This window comes from Rhizobium sp. SSA_523 (assembly GCF_030435705.1).
GTDB lineage: Bacteria > Pseudomonadota > Alphaproteobacteria > Rhizobiales > Rhizobiaceae > Neorhizobium.
The window spans coordinates 2,794,878-2,813,793 of the sequence record NZ_CP129382.1 but is presented as its reverse complement, the minus strand read 5'-3'; the positions used below and the strand labels follow the sequence as shown (position 1 = coordinate 2,813,793).

Below are 18,916 nucleotides of genomic sequence, written 5' to 3'. Positions count from 1 at the left end.
GTTTGCGAACACGTCGCACAAAAAAGCCGGCGCTGGGCCGGCTTTCGAGGGCGATGCCGTATGGCTCAGTAGGCGTCGTCTTCCTCGTCGTCGCGACGCGTCGACTTCAGAGAGGTGAGCTTGGCGAATACGGCATTCGCGTCGATCTCCTTCTCTTCCTCGCGCTCATAGCGATAGCCGAGATTTTCCGTTTCGGCGGCCGATTGCAGTGTCGCCCCGAGCTCCGCGGCCGTCGGCAGCGGACGGTTCTTGGAAGCGCGTTCGACTTCGAGGTCAAGATCGATCTGGCTGCAGAGGCCGAGGGTGACAGGATCCATCGGCGTCAGATTGGCGGCGTTCCAATGGGTGCGGTCGCGGATCTGCTCGATGGTGGATTTCGTCGTGCCGACCAGCCGCGAGATCTGCGTATCCTTCAGCTCGGGGTGATTGCGCACCAGCCAGAGAATGGCATTCGGACGATCCTGCCGCTTGGAAACCGGCGTATAGCGCGGGCCGCGACGCTTGGATTCCGGCACCCGCACCTTGGGGTCGGAAAGCTTGAGCTTGTAATTGACGTCCCGCTCGCCGCGACCGATCTCATCGCGTGACAACTGGCCCGTTGCGATCGGGTCAAGGCCCTTGATGCCCTGGGCGGCTTCGCCATCAGCAATTGCCTTCACCTCCAGAGGGTGCAGCTTGCAGAACTGGGCGATCTGATCGAAGGACAGGGCCGTGTTATCGACGAGCCAGACCGCCGTCGCCTTCGGCATGAGCAGTTGTTGAGCCATGGATATAATCCTTCTATCGTCCGCGCCGGGGTCGCGGGCCGTGGGGTTTTACCACAATTTCCGGGAATTCGGGGGCTCTATAAACGGAATTACGGAAAATTGCAATTGTTCAAGCGTCATGACCCTTTGTCTAATTGCCGTCACGGCTCCAGTTGATACAAGGTCAGTTGAAGAGCGCCTGTGTCTGCGCAGGCAGGGTGTGGAGGAATGAGGAGGCGTATGATGTCAGAAAAGGTGTATCCAGTTCAGAAGCACGTGAAGGCGCATGCCCTGATCGATCGCGAAAAATACCTGAAATGGTATGAGGAAAGCGTCGAAGATCCGGACAAGTTCTGGGGCAAGCACGGCAAGCGGATCGACTGGTTCAAGCCTTACACCAAGGTCAAGAACACGTCCTTCAAGGGGAAGGTGTCGATCAAGTGGTTCGAGGACGGTCTGACCAATGTTTCCTACAATTGCATCGACCGCCATCTGAAGACGCATGGCGAGCGCACCGCCCTGATCTGGGAGGGCGACAACCCCTATATCGACAAGAAGATCACCTATAACCAGCTTTATGATCAGGTCTGCCGGCTGGCGAATGTGCTGAAGAAGCACGGGGTCAAGAAGGGCGACCGGGTTACCATCTATATGCCGATGATCCCGGAGGCGGCCTATGCCATGCTCGCCTGTGCGCGGATCGGCGCGGTCCATTCGGTGGTCTTCGGCGGCTTTTCGCCGGAAGCCCTTGCCGGCCGGATCGTGGATTGTGAATCGACCTTCGTCATCACTTGCGACGAGGGCGTGCGCGGCGGCAAGCCGGTGCCGCTCAAGGAAAACACCGACAAGGCGATCCACATCGCCGCCCGCCAATATGTCACCGTGAACAATGTTCTGGTGGTTCGCCGCACCGGCGGCAAGATCAACTGGGCGCCCGGCCGCGATCACTGGTATCACCAGGAAATCGCCAGCGTGAAGGGTCATTGCGAACCGGTGAAGATGAAGGCGGAAGATCCGCTGTTCATCCTCTATACGTCCGGCTCCACCGGCAAGCCAAAGGGCGTTCTGCACACCACCGGCGGCTATCTGGTCTATGCCGCCATGACGCATGAATATGTTTTCGATTATCATGACGGCGATATCTACTGGTGCACGGCCGATGTCGGCTGGGTGACGGGCCATTCCTACATCGTCTATGGACCGCTCGCCAATTGCGCGACCTCGCTGATGTTCGAAGGCGTCCCCAACTTCCCCGATCAGGGTCGCTTCTGGGAAATCGTCGACAAGCACAAGGTCAACATTTTCTACACGGCGCCGACGGCCATCCGCTCGCTGATGGGGGCGGGCGACGAATATGTGACGCGGTCTTCGCGATCCAGCCTGCGCCTTCTCGGCACGGTGGGCGAGCCGATCAATCCCGAAGCCTGGGAATGGTATTACAACGTGGTGGGCGACAAGCGCTGCGCCGTCGTCGATACCTGGTGGCAGACGGAAACGGGCGGTCACATGATCACGCCGCTGCCGGGCGCCATCGACCTCAAGCCCGGCTCGGCCACCCTGCCCTTCTTCGGCATCAAGCCGCAGCTGGTCGATAATGAGGGCAATGTGCTGGACGGTCCGGCGGACGGCAATCTGTGCATCACCGATAGCTGGCCGGGCCAGATGCGCAGTGTCTATGGCGATCACGAGCGCTTCATCCAGACCTACTTCTCCACCTATAAGGGCAAGTATTTCACCGGCGACGGCTGCCGCCGCGATGAGGACGGCTATTACTGGATCACCGGCCGCGTCGACGACGTCCTGAACGTGTCCGGCCATCGCCTGGGCACGGCGGAGGTGGAATCCGCGCTCGTCTCCCATAGCCTCGTTTCGGAGGCGGCTGTCGTCGGCTATCCGCACAGCGTCAAGGGCCAGGGCATATACTGCTATGTGACGCTGATGGAAGGCAATGAAGGGACGGACGCGCTTCGCCAGGAACTGGTCAAGCATGTGCGACAGGAAATCGGACCGATTGCTTCGCCGGATAAGATTCAGTTCGCGCCCGGCCTGCCGAAGACCCGATCGGGCAAGATCATGCGCCGCATCCTGCGCAAGATCGCGGAAGACGATTTCGGCTCCCTGGGGGATACCTCGACGCTCGCCGATCCGGCGGTTGTCGATGATCTGATTGCAAACCGGCAGAACAAGGCGCCGGCTGCCGCCTGATCGTCAGCGAGGCGGATGCCAGACATCCGCCTCCCTTGCCGTCCCTGTTTCGCTCCAGCGCCGTGTCCGGGAGCGGGCAGAGCAGCTGAAATTCCAGGCTTCCGTCATGCCTGCAGGCCCGGCGCCTCATAGCCGGTGCGTTCCACATATTCGGTATAGCCGCCGCCATATTGCTGGATTCCGTCCGCGGTCAGTTCCAGCACGCGATTGGACAAGGCGGCGAGGAAGTGCCGGTCATGGCTGACAAACAGCATGGTGCCCTCGAAGGTCGAGAGGGCCTTGATCAGCATTTCCTTCGTGTCGAGATCCAGATGGTTGGTGGGTTCGTCGAGAACGAGGAAGTTCGGCGGGTCAAACAGCATGGCAGCCATGACAAGCCGCGCCTTCTCGCCTCCCGAGAGCACGCGGCATTTCTTTTCCACATCATCGCCGGAAAAGCCGAAACACCCGCACAGCGCGCGCAGCGGCGCCTGTCCGGCTTTGGGAAAACGCTCCTCGAGCCATTGCAGCACGGTGCTTTCGCCCTCCAGCATCTCCATGGCGTGCTGGGCGAAATAGCCGAGCTTGACGCTGGCGCCCAGCGACACGCTGCCCTGGTCAGGGCTGGCGCTTCCGGCAATCAGCTTGAGCAGGGTCGACTTGCCGGCGCCATTGACGCCCATGATGCACCAGCGCTCACGGCGGCGGATCATGAAGTCGAAATCGTCATAGATGGTCTTGTCGCCGTATCGCTTCGACACCTTCTTGAGGCTTGCCACATCTTCGCCGGAGCGGGGTGCCGGCAGAAAATCGAATGCCACGGTCTGCCGCCGGCGGGGCGGCTCGACGCGGTCGATCTTGTCCAGTTTCTTCACCCGGCTCTGCACCTGCGCCGCATGGGAGGCCCGCGCCTTGAACCGTTCGATGAACTTGATCTCCTTGGCCAGCATGGCCTGCTGCCGTTCGAACTGCGCCTGCTGCTGCTTCTCGCTCTGCTCGCGCTGCCGCTCATAGAAGCCGTAATCGCCGGAATAGCTGGTAAGGGAGCCCGAATCGATCTCGATGATCTTGTTGACGATGCGGTTCATGAACTCGCGATCATGCGAGGTCATCAGAAGCGCGCCGTCATAGGTCTTGAGGAAGTTTTCCAGCCAGATCAGGCTCTCCAGGTCGAGATGGTTGCTCGGTTCGTCGAGGAGCATGACATCGGGTCGCATCAGCAGGATGCGGGCGAGCGCCACGCGCATTTTCCAGCCCCCCGAAAGGGCGCCGACATCACCCTCCATCATTGCCTGGCTGAAGGACAGGCCTGCCAGAACCTCCCGCGCCCTGCCCTCAAGGCCATAGCCGTCCAGTTCCTCGTATCGGGCCTGCACTTCGCCATAGCGTTCGATGATCTCGTCCATGTCGGCCATCCGGTCGGGATCGGACATGGCTGCTTCCAGCTCGCGCAGCTCTGCAGCGACGGTGCTGACGGGACCCGCGCCATCCATCACGGCGGCTACGGCGCTCTGGCCGGACATTTCTCCGACATCCTGATCGAAATAGCCGATCGTCACGCCTTTTTCGACGGCAATCTGGCCTTCATCCGGCAGCTCGGCGCCGGTGATCATGCGAAAGAGTGTGGTCTTGCCGGCGCCGTTCGGACCGACGAGGCCGATCTTTTCGCCCTTGTTGAGGCTTGCCGAGGCTTCAACGAAGAGAAGACGGTGGCTGTTCTGTTTGGAAATGGCTTCGATGCGGATCATGACGTCTTGTGTACCGGGAGCGAGTTTTGCGCCCTTATGGCACGACAAGGCGCTCTTGTCTCTCCCGGCGCCACACGGCGCAGGACCGCGGGCGAGCTCAAGTGCGTCAAGCTACCCCGCCGCTCGCCGGCGGATCATCACAGTGCAGGGTCCCGCCTGCATCAGGGCGCCTGGCGCCACTAAAAACCTACGACGGTGCGGCCTTAGCGGCCATGCGCCGGAACAGGGGTCGAAACAGCCGCGGCGAAGCGGACCGATCGCGGCACGCTTTCGCTCAGGCCTCGGCGGATTCGCGCACATCATCCAGGAGGAAATGGACGATCACATAGCGTGTCGTGTAGCGATGGCCGCTATCGGACGTGCTCTCGACAGAGCCGCCATCGGACGGGTGCCAGTCGCGGTAATGCGGATGATTGGTGATCAGCGTGATGGCCCGGCCGGAAAATCGGCCGCCCAGACGATAACGCGCTTCGGCCAGCGGCCAGAGTTTCTCGAAGTCCTGCTGGCTGATGCGGGCTTTCAAGGCCTTGCGGGTGACAGGCTTGCCGCGCGAGCCATCCTCATGCACCGCCGGCGGGATGTTGAGCTCGACCTCTTCCGCATCCTCCAGCAGAAAGGCAAATTCGTCCGGCCACATTCGTCTCATATACTGCTCCTCCCAAAGCATTCGATGGACACCCGAATGATTGTAGCGCTTATGCTGCGGGAGGCAATGCGGATGCGACAGATCTCCGCTCCGCTGGCCGTCTGTTGAGCCTTTGCGAGCGTCCTGGCCGGGAAAGCTCAGTCGGATGATGCCGGCAGGCGAAGGAGCGATGACGAACCGGATGATCCGGGCCGGACAGCTGCCCGGCCTTAGAGATAGGTGACAGAACGTACCGGAGACATGGGTTACACTTTTCGATTTTTATCGGGAGGTGTCGATGCCGTGGAGAGAGACTTCGGTCATGGAAGAACGTCTTCGATTTGTTGCCCGCTTGCTCGAGGGCGAGAGCATGAGCGATGTGTGCCGGTCCTTCGGCATTTCACGCAAGACCGGCTACAAGATTTTCAATCGCTACAAGGATGAGGGGCTCGAGGCGCTGACGGACCGGTCGCGACGGCCGGTGCGCTATGCCAACCAGTTGCCCGAACCGGTGGAGGCGATGATCGTGCGGCTCAAAAAGGAGAAGCCGCACTGGGGTGCCCGCAAGATTCGCGAGCTCCTGGTGCGGCGGCTGGCCGGCGACGTGCGCGTTCCGGCCAAAAGCACGGTGCATGCGGTGCTGGACCGCTACGGCCTTGTGAGCCAGGCCCGCAAGAGGAACCAGGCGAACAAGGCCGCCGGCACACCATTGTCTGCAGCGCCCGGTCCGAACGATCTCTGGTGCGTCGATTTCAAGGGCGAGTTCAAGCTGGGAGACGGCCGCTACTGTTACCCTCTGACGATCACCGACCAGTTCTCGCGCTACCTTCTGTGCTGCGAGGCCTTCGAATCGACCCGCGAACAGGGCGTGTTCGACGCCTTCCGGCGGGTCTTTGCCGAACGCGGGCTTCCGCTTGCCATCCGCTCCGACAACGGATTGCCCTTCGCCAGCCCGAACGGGCTCTACAATCTCTCGAAACTGTCGGTCTGGTGGCTCAGGCTCGGCATCGCGCTCGAGCGCATCCGTCCCGGCCACCCGCAGGAGAATGGCCGCCATGAGCGCATGCACCTGACCCTCAAGAAGGAGGCGACCCGCCCGCCCGGCCGCAACATCCTCCAGCAGCAGGCGCGCTTCGATGCTTTCGTGAGCGAATTCAATGAGGAGCGACCGCATGAGGCGCTCTCGATGAAGGTGCCGGCCGCGCTCTACTCCACATCGGCCAGATCCTACCAAGGCCTGCCGGACATCGAGTACCCCTTCCACGATCGGGACGCCATCGTCACCAACTGTGGCCGCCTGTGCATTCACCGTAAGAAGGTCAACATCTCAACCGTGCTGGCAGGACAAAAGCTCGGGCTCAAGGAAGTCGACGACGGCATTTGGCTCGTCAGCTTCCTGCGTTATGATCTCGGATATATCGATCTGGAACAGAGGACATTGCAAACCATTGACAACCCGTTCGGCACGAGGTTGTTACCTCTGTCTTAGGTACGAAGTGTTACCTATCTGTCCGGGCCGGACAAGCTAGGCCATGGCGGAGAGGGTGGGATTCGAACCCACGATACGGTTGCCCGTATGCCGCATTTCGAGTGCGGTGCTTTCGACCACTCAGCCACCTCTCCGGTCAATCTGGTCGGCACCTTGTCGGTGCGGTGCGCTACATAGCGATGAACGGGGCGGGTGGCAAGGGAGAAATCGCCGTCTTTCCAGTCTTTTTCCTTGACAGGCTCCGGAGGCTGAATTAATCCCCGCACGGTCCGGTATGGGGTAATCCGTCCGGAGTTGAAACTAGCCGAGGCCGCAAGGCTTCGGTTTCACCGGCAGATCGGTCAGATACAGGGTTTCCCTGAGAGCTCTTTGCAAGAGGTTTCCTCAAGCGGGTTCTTCCTTTGTCCTCCTGCTCAAACGTGGACTGATAAAAAGACGGCCTTCCGTTTCCGGAAAGAGCCGGATCGAACATGAAAGGATAAAAAATGTTCGCAGTCATCAAGACCGGCGGTAAGCAGTACCGCGTTGCGGCTGACGATGTCGTCACCATCGAGAAGCTCGACGTTGCCGCAGGCGACGTGATCGAATTCAACGAAGTCCTGGTTATCGGCGAAGGCGCCGACGCCAAGTTCGGCGCGCCCTTTGTGGCTGGCGCCGTGGTCAAGGCCGAAGTGGTCGAACACAATCGTGGCAAGAAGGTGCTGTCCTTCAAGAAGCGTCGCCGCCAGAATTCCAAGCGGATTCGCGGCCATCGCCAGCATCACACGGTTGTTCGCATCACCGCGATCAACGCCTGATCGGTCACTTGGTCGGTCACCTGGATTTTCGAGAGATTTAAAGGAGAACTCCCATGGCACATAAAAAAGCTGGCGGTTCCTCGCGCAACGGTCGCGATAGCAATTCCAAGCGCCTTGGCGTGAAGAAGTTCGGTGGCGAGAACGTCGTTGCCGGCAATATCATCGTGCGCCAGCGCGGTACGCAGTGGCATCCGGGCGCCAATGTCGGCCTCGGCAAGGACTATACGATTTTCGCTCTTACGGCAGGCAATGTTGATTTCCGCACCAAGGCAAATGGTCGAGTCTACGTGTCTGTGATGCCGAAAGCGGAAGCCGCGGAATAAAGCCGGTAGCGCGTTAAAACAGCCGGCGTCTCATCGACCCGGCTGAATTTCCGCAAAAGGTTCAGTCCAAGAGAAAAGGGGAGATGGGGCGCCACCCACCTCCCCTTTTTCTTTTAACCCCCCTCTGGAGGACTGAACATGCAAAGCGAAATGTTACGGAGCGACCAAGGCAGGTCGCCCCAGGAGCGGTTACGGCCGCACCGGTTAAGGAGCGATTGCCCTGTCTTGTTGTCGCAGAGACTGGTTCTGCGCGCACCGCATGAAGAAGACATCGACGCCCTTTCCAATCTCGCCAACAATGCCAATATCGCGACCATGGTGTCGCGCATGCCGCATCCCTACACGGCAAAAGACGCCGCCGATTTCGTCCGACGTACGAAAGCGGGCGAGATTGGCAAGTGCGTCTACTCCATCACGCGTGCCGATAATGGCGTGTTTCTCGGTTGCTGCGCACTGGAGCCGCATCCGAACGATGACCTGACCCTGGAGCTCGGTTACTGGCTGGGCGAACCTTACTGGGGCGAGGGCTATGCCACAGAAGCGGCCCATGCACTGATCGACATGGCCTTCCGGACGCGGGACACCGAGCAGATTGATGCCCGCTGCCGGGTCACCAATGTCGCTTCCCGTCGCGTGATCCAGAAGTGCGGCTTCCAGTTCCAGGGCTCCGGCATGGTCGGCTCCCTGGCGCTGGGCGGCATGGTGCCGGTCGAATGGTTCCGGCTGGACCGCAAGACCTGGATGTCGCTGAAGAGCTGGGGAGAGATGCGATGACTGCGCAAGCTCTCGAAAAAGCGCGGGCCCAGTCTGGCCTGTTGGGCCCCTGCCCCATCATCGAGACCCGGCGGCTGGTGCTTCGTCCGCACCAGATCCAGGATGCCGATGCCATAGCGCAGTCGCTGGGCGACTGGCAGGTCACGCGCATGCTGGCGCGTGTGCCTGTTCCCTACAGCCGCAGCGATGCGATCGACTGGCTGAATGCCATCGAGCCGGGCGGAGACTGGCATCTGGCCATTACCGAAGGCGATGGCGTGCATATCGGCTGCATCTCGGTGGAGCGTGTACGGGGACAGTGGCATCTGGGCTACTGGCTCAACCGGTTCTACTGGGGACAGGGCATGATGAGCGAGGCAGCAGGCGCGGTGGCCGACCGCTTCTTCCGGCGCAAGCCGGAGGAGGCACTGCATTCGGGCGCCTTTGCCGATAATGCCGCCTCGCTTCGCATCCAGGAAAAACTGGGGTTCCGGATCCTCCGCTGTTCCGATCTCTTCAGCGTCAGCCGGAACGGCATGGCGCCGCATCTGGAGACGCAAGTGACGGCCGAGCAGTTTCGCCGGCCGTGATCAGCCACCTCCCCCCGGCCGCCGGTTCGGCAGCCGGGGGGCGAAAGGCCGGCGTAGCCTTGAGCAGACTTCCATTGGCCTGCCAATGCTTCGTCCGCTGAGTTTACTGTTTTGACGCAGGCTCTGGTCGCAAGAACCGAGGGACAGTTTTCCGGAACCTGCTTAGCTTCAGGGCAGGTCGGATCCGCCCCGATTGGCCGCAAAATGACGATAGGCTTTGACGTGACAGTCAAGCAACGGTAACGAAAAGCCAGAAAAAGCAATCCGGTTATCGTCAAGATCAACCGCATGACGAACGGGCAGACATCATGAAATTCCTCGACGAGGCAAAAGTCTTTATCCGCTCTGGCGATGGCGGCGCCGGTGCCGTCTCCTTCCGCCGCGAGAAGTTCATCGAGTTCGGCGGACCGGACGGCGGCGATGGCGGACGCGGCGGCGATGTCTGGATCGAGGCCGTGAACGGTCTCAACACGCTGATCGACTACCGCTTCCAGCAGCACTACAAGGCCAGCACCGGCGTCCACGGCATGGGGCGCAACCGCACCGGCGCCAATGGTGCCAGCGTCACCATGAAAGTTCCCGTCGGCACCCAGGTCTTCGAGGAAGACAATGAGACGCTGATCTGCGACCTGACCAAGGAAGGCCAGAGGTTCCGCCTTGCCGCCGGCGGCAATGGCGGCTTCGGCAATGCCTATTTCAAGACCTCGACCAATCAGGCGCCGGATTGGGCCAATCCAGGCCTGCCGGGCCAGGAAAAAACCGTCTGGCTGCGGCTGAAGCTGATTGCCGATGCGGGACTGGTGGGTCTGCCCAATGCCGGCAAGTCCACCTTCCTCGCCACCGTCACCCGCGCACGGCCGAAGATCGCCAATTATCCTTTCACCACTCTGCATCCCAATCTCGGCGTCGCCACCATTGACGGCCGCGAATTCATTCTGGCCGATATTCCAGGGCTGATCGAAGGCGCGCATGAAGGGGTGGGCATTGGCGACCGCTTCCTCGGCCATGTGGAGCGCACGCGGGTTCTCCTTCATCTTGTATCGGCCCAGGAAGAGCATGTCGGGCAGGCCTACCGGACCGTGAAGCATGAACTGGAAGCCTATGGCGGCGGTCTGGAGGACAAGCCGGAAATCGTCGCTTTGTCCCAGATCGACGTGCTGGATCCCGCCGAGATCAAGGCCAAGGCGAAGGAATTGCAGAAGGCCTGCGGCCAGACGCCGCTCCTATTGTCCGCGGCCGCGCATATGGGCGTTACGGAGGCACTTCGGGCGCTGCGGGATATCATCGTCGAATCCAGTCAAGAGACCGCCCTTCCCGATCGCAGCCGCTTTGCAGCAGCGCAAGACGGCGACGCCGAAGACGAGGATTGAAGGCATGGCGCGCAAGCCCCTGAAGGCCCATCGGCGGGTTGTGATCAAGATCGGTTCCGCACTGCTGGTCGACAGGCAGAGCGGGCTGAAGGCCGGCTGGCTTGATTCGGTCTGCGCCGATATCGCCGCACTTCGGGCCGAAAATGTCGAGGTCCTGGTTGTATCGTCGGGCGCGATCGCGCTCGGCCGTACGGTTCTCGGTCTCGCTCCCGGCGCCTTGAGGCTGGAGGAAAGCCAGGCGGCGGCGGCCGTCGGCCAGATCGCCCTGGCGCGCGCCTGGTCCGAAAGCCTGTCGCGCGGCGGCATTGTCGCCGGTCAGATCCTGCTGACGCTGGGCGATACCGAAGAACGCCGCCGCTATCTCAACGGACGGGCGACGATCAATCAGCTGCTGAAGCTCGGCGCCGTACCGATCATCAACGAAAACGACACGGTTGCCACGACCGAAATCCGCTACGGCGACAATGATCGCCTTGCCGCGCGGGTCGCCACCATGACCGGCGCAGATCTCCTGGTCCTGCTCTCCGATATTGATGGGCTCTATACGGCACCGCCGCATCTCGATCCCCAGGCGCAGTTTCTGGAGACCATCGCATCCATTACACCCGAGATCGAGGCCATGGCAGGCGGAGCCGCGTCCGAACTCTCGCGTGGCGGCATGCGCACCAAGATCGATGCCGGCAAGATCGCCACCAGTGCCGGCTGCGGCATGATCATCGCCTCGGGCAAAAGCGACCATCCGCTGCAATCCATCGACAACGGGGCGCGCTCGTCCTGGTTCGCGCCCTCCGGCACGCCTGTGACGGCGCGAAAGACCTGGATCGCCGGTCAGTTGCAGCCCGCCGGCACGCTGACCGTGGATGCCGGGGCCGAGCGGGCGCTTGCCTCTGGCAAGAGCCTCCTGCCGGCCGGCGTGCGGGCTGTCATCGGCCCGTTCAGCCGGGGTGATACGGTGGCGATCATCGGCACCCAGGGTCGGGAAATCGCCCGTGGCCTGGCCGGCTATGATGCCGAGGAGGCACGGTCGATCGCCGGGCGCAAATCGGGCGAGATCGAATCGATCCTCGGCTATGCCGGTCGCGCCGCCATGGTGCATCGGGACGACCTGGTGATTACCGGCCTGCTTGCAACGGACAGGGACGAGACTGTGGAGGAGACTGCCGCTCATGCTGGATAAATTGGCGACTGCCGACATTGACGCGATGATGCAGACGATCGGCGACAAGGCCAAGGCTGCGGCGCGCCTGCTGGCGACGGCATCGACACAAGCCAAGAACGCGGCTCTCATCGCCGGGGCCGATGCCATTGTCGCGGCGACATCCGATATTTTGTCGGCCAATGCCCGCGACCTGGCAGCGGTGGCGGACAAGGGCCTTCAGCCCTCCTTCATCGATCGCCTGACGCTCACGCAGAGCCGGATTGCGGATATGGCGGAGGGGCTTCGCGCCATCGCCGCCCTGCCCGATCCGGTCGGCGATGTGATCGCTGCCTGGGAGCGCCCCAACGGGCTGAAGATCGAGCGGGTGCGCACGCCGCTTGGTGTGATCGGCGTGATTTACGAGAGCCGCCCCAACGTGACCGCCGATGCCGGCGCGCTGTGCCTCAAATCCGGCAATGCCGTCATTCTTCGCGGCGGGTCCGATTCGCTGCATTCCGCAAAGGCGATCCATCAATGCCTCGTCAAGGGGCTCGCCGAGGCCGGGCTTCCGGTCGATGCGATCCAGATCGTCACCATTGCAGACCGCGCTGCCGTCGGTGCCATGCTCTCCGGTTTGAACGGCACGATTGACGTCATCGTCCCGCGTGGCGGCAAAAGCCTGGTGGCGCGGGTCCAGGCGGATGCGCGCGTGCCGGTCTTCGCCCATCTCGAGGGCCTCTGCCACATCTATGTCGATGCCTCCGCGGATATCGATATGGCCGTCAATGTGGTCGTCAATGCCAAGATGCGCCGCACCGGGATCTGCGGTGCCGCCGAGACCCTGCTGATCGACCGGAAGGCGGCGGCGACGCACCTGAAGCCGATCCTCGATGCCCTCGCCGAACGGGGCTGCGAAATCCGCGCTTCCGCCGAGGTTCAGGCGCAATTTGCCGGATCGAAGGCTGCGACCGAAGAGGATTGGCGCACCGAATATCTCGAGGCCATTATTGCGGTGGGGCTCGTCGACGGCATTGGCGGGGCGATCGACCACATCAATGCCTATTCCTCCCATCATACGGAGGCGGTTCTTGCCAATGATCCGGACGTGGTGGCGCGTTTCTTCAACGAGATCGATTCAGCCATCCTGCTGCACAATGCATCCACGCAATTTGCAGATGGCGGCGAGTTCGGCATGGGCGGCGAGATCGGCATTTCCACCGGCAAGATGCATGCCCGCGGCCCCGTCGGCATAGAGCAGCTCACCTCCTTCAAGTACCGCGTGCACGGCACCGGCCAGATCCGGCCCTGATACGTGTCGGCAGCGGGGGAACTGACACCGTATCTCGCTATGCCGCATGTGGAGCGCGGCATGGTGGTCGGCCTGTTCGGCGGTTCTTTCAACCCGCCGCATCCGGGCCATCTTCTGGTGGCGGAAATTGCCCTGAAACGGCTCGGCCTCGACCAATTGTGGTGGATGGTGACGCCGGGCAATCCATTGAAGAGCCGTTCGGCGCTCCTGCCGCTGCGGGAGCGGATAATGCTCAGCCGCTCTCTTGCCCGCGATCCGCGGATCAAGGTGACCGCCTTCGAGGAGCGTCTGACGACCACCTTCACCGCCCATACCCTTGCACATGTCGTGGCGCGCAATCCAGGCGTGGGTTTTGTCTGGATCATGGGCGCCGACAGTCTCAAGACATTCCACCGCTGGCAAAAATGGCGGGAGATTGCCGATCTCGTGCCGATCGCAGTGGTGGATCGGCCCGGCGCGACGCTTTCCTTCCTCTCTTCGCCGGCCGCAAGGGCGCTGTCATTTGCGCGGGTCGATGAGAACCGGGCCCGGTTGATCGGGCGCCGGCAGCCACCCGCCTGGACCTTCATCCACGGCCCGCGGTCGGGCCTGAGCTCGACGGCGATCCGGCTGGCTGCGACCAAAAGATGAGCCCTTGAAACATCTGCCATTCGATGCCACCTTCATGGTGTGGATCCCGACGTTTGGATTCGCATCGTGCCTGTTCTGTTCGTGACGAAAGGAACAACTCTGACAACAGTTCACGCCAAAGGGAGAACGCCAGGCGTTGTCCCGAAGAGCCTGGAACGTGGCGCAGATGCTGCCGCCCGCGCTCTCGAAGTGGTCCTCGCAAGTCTCGAGGATTCCAAAGCTGAAGATATTGTCACCATCAACATTGCTGGGAAGTCCGCGCTGGGCGACTACATGGTCGTGGTCTCAGGACGCTCCAATCGGCATGTGTCGGCAATCTCCGATCACCTGATCACCGACCTGAAGGCGGAGGGGCTGGGAAGCGCCCGAGTCGAAGGTCTCGATTCGGGTGACTGGGTGCTGATTGACACCGGTGACATCATCATCCATGTGTTCCGGCCGGAAGTCCGGGAGTTCTACAACATCGAAAAGATGTGGGCGGCTCCCGATGAGGAAGGAACGCGGCACTAGCCGGTTCGTCAGCGCATCTGACGCCGCAGTGCCAGACGCCGTATCGGACGGCTGAGCGAGGCGCTCAGCCGGATTATCCTTTCGCGGCAACAAACATGCGGTGGCAGAAATGCGGATTGGCCTTTTTGCCGTGGGACGGCTCAAAACCGGACCGGAGAAAGAACTTGCGTCACGCTATCTCGACCGCTTCGCCAAGGCCGGCCCTGCGGTGAGCCTTGAGCTTTCGCGTGTGACGGAAGTGAACGAAAGCCGCGCTTCGGCAGCGGACACGCGCAAACGCGAGGAAGCGGGCCTTCTCGACAAGAGCCTGCCGGAAGGGTCCGTGCTGATCCTGCTCGACGAGCGAGGCAAGGCGCTCGACAGCCCGGCCTTTGCCAATCTCATCGGCAAGTTCCGCGATCAGGGCAAACGCGAGATGATGATCGCGATCGGCGGCGCCGATGGACTCGATCCCCTGCTCTATGAGCGGGCCGACGCCGTCATCAATCTCGGCTCGATGACCTGGCCGCACCAGCTGGTGCGCATCCTGATTGCCGAACAGCTGTACCGCGCCGTGACCATTCTCTCCGGCCATCCTTATCACCGTGCCTGAAAAGGGCGGGCTCCGGCGGGCCGCCGTGTTGTTTCTGGTCTTCGCCGGCAAATCAGCTTAGGGTCTGCGGCTCAAACGGGTTGCAAGGGCGAAATGCGCAAGACAAGCAGGCAAAGGGTTGACTGGCGGCCATTGCTGACGGCTGTGCTGATGAGCGCAGTTCCCTTCGGCGTGCCGAAGGCCCAGGTGACAGGTACCCTTCCCCCGGCTCCGGAGACGGCGCAAACGCCCGCCGCGGATCCCGTCGAAGCGCTGCAGAGAAAACGCGATGAGACGCGCAACGAACTGGAGCAATTGTCGAAAACGCTCAGCCTCTCCAGCGAAACGGCGACATCGATCGAGCAATCGATTGCCGATCTCGACAAGAGCAGCGCCAACCTTCGCCAGGCTCTGATCGACAGCGCGGCGCGGCGCAAAACGCTGGAAGAACAGATTCAGACCAGCGGAGACCGGTTGGCAGAGCTGAGGATGAAGGAGGAGCAGATCCGCGCGTCGCTGCATGAGCGGCGAGGGGTTCTCTCAGAAGTCCTGGCGGCCTTGCAGCGCATGGGACGCAATCCGCCGCCGGCCCTGCTGGTCAGTCCGGAAGATGCCCTGGCTTCGGTGCGCAGCGCCATTCTTCTCGGCGCCGTGGTGCCCGGCATGCGCGTCCAGGCCGAACGGCTGGTGGGCGATCTGAACGCTCTCGCCACCTTGCAGCAGGATGCGAGCGCAGAGCGGCAGAAGGCCGCCGCTGCGATCTCGGCCAATCTGGAAGAAGAGCGGCGCATGGATCTTCTCCTGGCGGAGAATGGGCGCCAATCCGCCACCGGCGCGGCGCAGCTGCAGGCCGAGCGCGAGCGTGCGCAACAGCTGGCCAGCCGATCGACCGATCTCGAAAATCTGATCCGCTCACTCGAAAGTGAAATTGCATCCGTTCGCGAGGCCATGCAACGTGCCCGGCAGGAAGAGGAGCGCCGCAAGCAATTAACGGCGGAAGAGCGGGAGAAGGCGCAGGAACTGGCGCAGAGCGGAGTGCCCGACAAAAACCGTATTGCGCCTGCATACGCGTTTTCGAGTTTGACGGGCAAGCTCGCCTATCCGGCCGCTGGTGATGTGCTGCGGGCCTGGGGCGATCCTGACGGTACAGGGCATCCGGCGCGCGGCCTTACGCTTGCGACGAGTGCCGAAGCTGTCGTGACGGCGCCGGCGGACGGCCTGGTGGTTTTTGCCGGCGCGTTCCGCAGCTATGGCCAGATGGTGATCCTGAACGTCGGCGATGGCTATCATGTCGTGCTGACCGGCATGGACAAGGTGAATGTCAGGCAGGGGAAGTTCGTTTTCTCGGGCGAACCGATCGCTGCCATGGGCGAGAAAAGAGTGGCCAGTGCGACGGCCTTGGCGCTGGAAACCGATCGCCCGACGCTTTACATTGAATTCAGAAAGGACGGCGCCGCGGTCGATTCGAAGCCGTGGTGGTCGTTGAAGGAAACTGGAAGGGCACGAAATGATTCGTAGGGCATCTCTTGTCATCGTTGGGGCGCTGCTCGGGGCGACCGCCATGAGCGTCGTCTATTCGGCGGGCGTGCCTGCCCAGGCCGCCGGCTCGTCGACTTATCGCGAGCTGTCGATCTTCGGTGACGTTTTTGAGCGCGTGCGCGCGCAATATGTGACCCCGCCGGAAGAGCAGAAGCTGATCGAGAACGCCATCAACGGCATGCTGTCCTCCCTCGATCCGCATTCGAGCTACATGAATGCCAAGGACGCGGCCGACATGCGGACCCAGACCAAGGGCGAGTTCGGCGGACTGGGCATCGAAGTCACCATGGAAAACGAGCTGGTCAAGGTCATCACCCCGATCGATGATACGCCGGCTGCACGGGCAGGCGTTCTGGCAGGCGATTTCATCTCCGAAATCGACGGCAAGGCGGTGCGTGGCCTGAAGCTGGAAGATGCGGTCGAGAAGATGCGCGGCGCGGTCAACACGCCGATCAAGCTGACCATCCTGCGCAAGGGCGCGGACAAGCCGATCGACATCACCGTCGTGCGCGACATCATCGCGGTCCGCGCGGTAAAATCGCGCGTCGAGCAGGGCGATGTCGGCTATCTTCGCGTGATCTCCTTCACCGAAAAGACCTATGACGATCTGGAAAAAGCGATCAAGAAGATCAAGGCGGACGTGCCGGCCGACAAGCTGAAGGGCTATGTGCTCGATCTGCGCCTCAATCCGGGCGGGCTTCTGGATCAGGCCATCAACGTCTCCGATGCTTTCCTGGAGCGCGGCGAAGTGGTGTCCACCCGCGGCCGCAATCCCGAAGAAACGAGACGTTTCAATGCGGGTCCGGGCGATCTGACGGATGGCAAGCCGGTCATCGTGCTCGTCAATGGCGGTTCGGCCTCGGCTTCGGAAATCGTCGCGGGCGCCCTGCAGGATCTGAAGCGGTCGACGGTTGTCGGCACCCGGTCCTTCGGCAAGGGATCCGTCCAGACCATTATTCCGATGGGCGAGGCGGGCGCGCTGCGTCTGACGACGGCGCTGTATTACACGCCTTCGGGCAAGTCGATCCAGGGCACCGGTATCACGCCCGACATCAAGGTCGAGCAGCCTCTGCCGGCCGAGCTGCAGGGCAAGGTTCGGTCTGAAGGCGAATCGAGCCTGCCGGGCCATATCCAGGGGCAGAACGAGACGGACGAAGGCTCGGGCTCCAGCGCCTATGTTCCGCCGGAAGCCAAGGATGATGTTCAGCTGAATTATGCGCTGGATCTTCTGAATGGCCGCAAGAGCGATCCGTCTTTCCCGCCCCAGCCGGAAAAGGCAGCGGCTGCCGCTCCGAGCGGCGTGAAGCAGTAAGTGGATGCATGCCCGCCCTGACCTGTCAGGGCGGGATCTTTCCCACGATCACAGAGCGGACGATCCATTGGGGACAGATCTTCGCGCGCCTCTCGGGCCGGTGAATAGAAAGAAGAGCCGGCCACCGCGCCGGCCTTCGCTTGTTGTGCTTCTGGCATGTCTCGGAGGCAGCGCGGTTCTCGGGCTTTCCTTGTATGTCATCCGGGCCGGCGAGGCCGAAGGCAATCGCTCCGCGGTGATCACCCGTCCGCAAAATCCGACAACCGGCTCCGCAACTGTCGTGGAAGCGCCGGAGGTTGCCGCTCCGGCATCTGCGCAACTAGGCTCCCAGGCAGGTTCTCAAGCAGGTTCTCAGGCCGGGGCCAATGTCGAGCGGACGCAGCTGGATGATGGCAGCGTCGTCACCAAGTTCTCCCCACGCGCCCGGGACGGCGACGGTCCCTTGATCCTCGATGCAAACCGGCTCGGCCAGGATCCCCGCATGGCGGCGGTGCCGAACGAACAGCTTATCGCCCAATCCGCCTATGGTCCTCTGCCCGTGCGCGGCCCCGATGGTCTGCGGCCCATGGATCAGTATGCGCGGCCGTGGTCCGGTGCTCGTGGCACACGCATTGCCCTGGTCATTGGCGGCCTCGGGCTCAGCCAGACAGGAAGCCAGCGCGCCATTCAAAACCTGCCTCCTTCCGTGACACTGGCCTTTGCAGCGAGCGGCAACAGCCTGCAGCGCTGGATGCAGGAGGCGCGGCGCAACGGCCACGAGATCCTGATGCAGATCCCCATGGAGCCGTTCGATTATCCGACCAATGATCCGGGGCCGCTCACCCTGACGCTGGAGGGCGGCAAGGCGGCTAACCTGAAGAAGCTGCATGAGGCGATGGCGCGGATCACCAATTACACCGGCATCGTCACCTATCTGGGTGGCCGCTATCTCGCCAATGCCGATGCGCTCGAGCCGGTGATGCGCGATGTCGCCGATCGCGGCCTGCTGTTTCTCGATGACGGGTCATCGGCACAGTCGCTGACCGGCACGATCGGCAAGGCCTTGAATGCCCCGATCGGTTTTGCCGACATGACGATAGACGGCCAGCTCGAGCGTACGGCCATTCTGAAAAAGCTGGACGACCTGGAGCGAATCGCCCAACGAAAGGGCAGCGCGATCGGGATCGGTTCCGCATTCGACGAGACGATCGATGCGGTTGCGGCGTGGGTGGAAGAGGCCGACCGACGCGGGATCGAGCTCGTCGGCGTCTCCGCTCTGGTCTCCCAACCCGCCGAACAATAA

17 protein-coding genes, 1 tRNA gene and 1 pseudogene are annotated in these 18,916 nt (G+C 62.1%); 15 read left to right on the top strand and 4 right to left on the bottom strand.

The annotated features are described in order from the left end of the window. Positions 1-65 precede the first annotated feature (65 nt). Entirely contained in the window at positions 66-767 is a 702-nt protein-coding gene (locus QTJ18_RS21640; protein ID WP_252755343.1) for a DUF1013 domain-containing protein, read from the bottom strand. Between the two features lie 222 nt (positions 768-989). Here QTJ18_RS21640 and acs point away from each other — a divergent pair, with 222 nt between their 5' ends. Continuing rightward, positions 990-2,951 (top strand): acetate--CoA ligase, encoded by a 1,962-nt coding sequence (acs, locus tag QTJ18_RS21635; protein ID WP_252755402.1) that lies wholly within the window; start codon positions 990-992, stop codon positions 2,949-2,951. 104 nt (positions 2,952-3,055) lie between these two features. Here the strand turns inward: acs and QTJ18_RS21630 are convergent, their stop codons facing one another. Both QTJ18_RS21630 and QTJ18_RS21625 read right to left on the bottom strand, forming a co-directional pair. Continuing rightward, positions 3,056-4,678 carry an ABC-F family ATP-binding cassette domain-containing protein gene (locus tag QTJ18_RS21630; protein ID WP_252755342.1) on the bottom strand — a complete coding sequence of 541 codons (1,623 nt, stop codon included), beginning with the start codon at positions 4,676-4,678 and terminating at the stop codon, positions 3,056-3,058. A 274-nt stretch (positions 4,679-4,952) separates the two neighbouring features. Beyond that, entirely contained in the window at positions 4,953-5,315 is a 363-nt protein-coding gene (locus tag QTJ18_RS21625; protein ID WP_252755401.1) for a hypothetical protein, read from the bottom strand. A 286-nt stretch (positions 5,316-5,601) separates the two neighbouring features. Between QTJ18_RS21625 and QTJ18_RS21620 the strand changes: the two genes are divergently transcribed. Continuing rightward, positions 5,602-6,792 (top strand): IS481 family transposase, encoded by a 1,191-nt coding sequence (locus QTJ18_RS21620; protein ID WP_301557790.1) that lies wholly within the window; start codon positions 5,602-5,604, stop codon positions 6,790-6,792. Between the two features lie 44 nt (positions 6,793-6,836). Here QTJ18_RS21620 and QTJ18_RS21615 read toward each other — a convergent pair. After that, positions 6,837-6,926: transfer RNA gene (locus tag QTJ18_RS21615), tRNA-Ser, on the bottom strand. Positions 6,927-7,277: 351 nt separating this feature from the next. On the opposite strand from QTJ18_RS21615, the gene rplU reads away from it, so the two are divergent. The 13 genes and pseudogenes from rplU (at position 7,278) to QTJ18_RS21550 (ending at position 18,916) form a co-directional block, all read left to right on the top strand. Further along, positions 7,278-7,589 (top strand): 50S ribosomal protein L21, encoded by a 312-nt coding sequence (gene rplU / locus QTJ18_RS21610; RefSeq protein ID WP_252755334.1) that lies wholly within the window; start codon positions 7,278-7,280, stop codon positions 7,587-7,589. Positions 7,590-7,642: 53 nt separating this feature from the next. After that, positions 7,643-7,912, top strand: coding sequence for a 50S ribosomal protein L27 (gene rpmA, locus QTJ18_RS21605; protein WP_252755333.1), 270 nt, complete (start codon positions 7,643-7,645; stop codon positions 7,910-7,912). Between the two features lie 138 nt (positions 7,913-8,050). Next, complete coding sequence (locus tag QTJ18_RS21600) at positions 8,051-8,686, top strand: GNAT family N-acetyltransferase (protein ID WP_252755332.1); 636 nt, start codon at positions 8,051-8,053, stop codon at positions 8,684-8,686. Continuing rightward, the gene (locus QTJ18_RS21595; protein WP_252755331.1) at positions 8,683-9,255 is read left to right on the top strand and encodes a GNAT family N-acetyltransferase; all 573 of its coding nucleotides are present in this window, start codon (positions 8,683-8,685) and stop codon (positions 9,253-9,255) included. Before QTJ18_RS21600 ends, QTJ18_RS21595 begins: the two co-directional genes overlap by 4 nt. A gap of 308 nt (positions 9,256-9,563) precedes the next feature. Continuing rightward, complete coding sequence (gene obgE / locus QTJ18_RS21590; protein WP_252755330.1) at positions 9,564-10,625, top strand: GTPase ObgE; 1,062 nt, start codon at positions 9,564-9,566, stop codon at positions 10,623-10,625. 4 nt (positions 10,626-10,629) lie between these two features. After that, the gene (proB, locus tag QTJ18_RS21585; protein WP_252755329.1) at positions 10,630-11,802 is read left to right on the top strand and encodes a glutamate 5-kinase; all 1,173 of its coding nucleotides are present in this window, start codon (positions 10,630-10,632) and stop codon (positions 11,800-11,802) included. Next, on the top strand, positions 11,792-13,072 hold the full coding sequence (locus tag QTJ18_RS21580; RefSeq protein WP_252755328.1) for a glutamate-5-semialdehyde dehydrogenase: 1,281 nt from the start codon (positions 11,792-11,794) through the stop codon (positions 13,070-13,072). Before proB ends, QTJ18_RS21580 begins: the two co-directional genes overlap by 11 nt. After that, positions 13,047-13,702: pseudogene (locus QTJ18_RS21575) on the top strand (nicotinate-nucleotide adenylyltransferase); the annotation flags it as partial. The gene QTJ18_RS21580 and the pseudogene QTJ18_RS21575, both read left to right, overlap by 26 nt. Positions 13,703-13,768: 66 nt before the next feature. Continuing rightward, entirely contained in the window at positions 13,769-14,212 is a 444-nt protein-coding gene (gene rsfS / locus QTJ18_RS21570) for a ribosome silencing factor (RefSeq protein WP_252755327.1), read from the top strand. Between the two features lie 109 nt (positions 14,213-14,321). Further along, positions 14,322-14,804 carry a 23S rRNA (pseudouridine(1915)-N(3))-methyltransferase RlmH gene (gene rlmH, locus QTJ18_RS21565; protein WP_252755326.1) on the top strand — a complete coding sequence of 161 codons (483 nt, stop codon included), beginning with the start codon at positions 14,322-14,324 and terminating at the stop codon, positions 14,802-14,804. Between the two features lie 150 nt (positions 14,805-14,954). Beyond that, positions 14,955-16,301, top strand: a complete 1,347-nt coding sequence (locus QTJ18_RS21560) for a murein hydrolase activator EnvC family protein (RefSeq protein WP_252755325.1) — start codon at positions 14,955-14,957, stop codon at positions 16,299-16,301. Beyond that, on the top strand, positions 16,291-17,634 hold the full coding sequence (locus QTJ18_RS21555) for a S41 family peptidase (protein ID WP_252755324.1): 1,344 nt from the start codon (positions 16,291-16,293) through the stop codon (positions 17,632-17,634). Before QTJ18_RS21560 ends, QTJ18_RS21555 begins: the two co-directional genes overlap by 11 nt. A gap of 67 nt (positions 17,635-17,701) precedes the next feature. Beyond that, positions 17,702-18,916, top strand: a complete 1,215-nt coding sequence (locus tag QTJ18_RS21550) for a divergent polysaccharide deacetylase family protein (protein WP_252755323.1) — start codon at positions 17,702-17,704, stop codon at positions 18,914-18,916.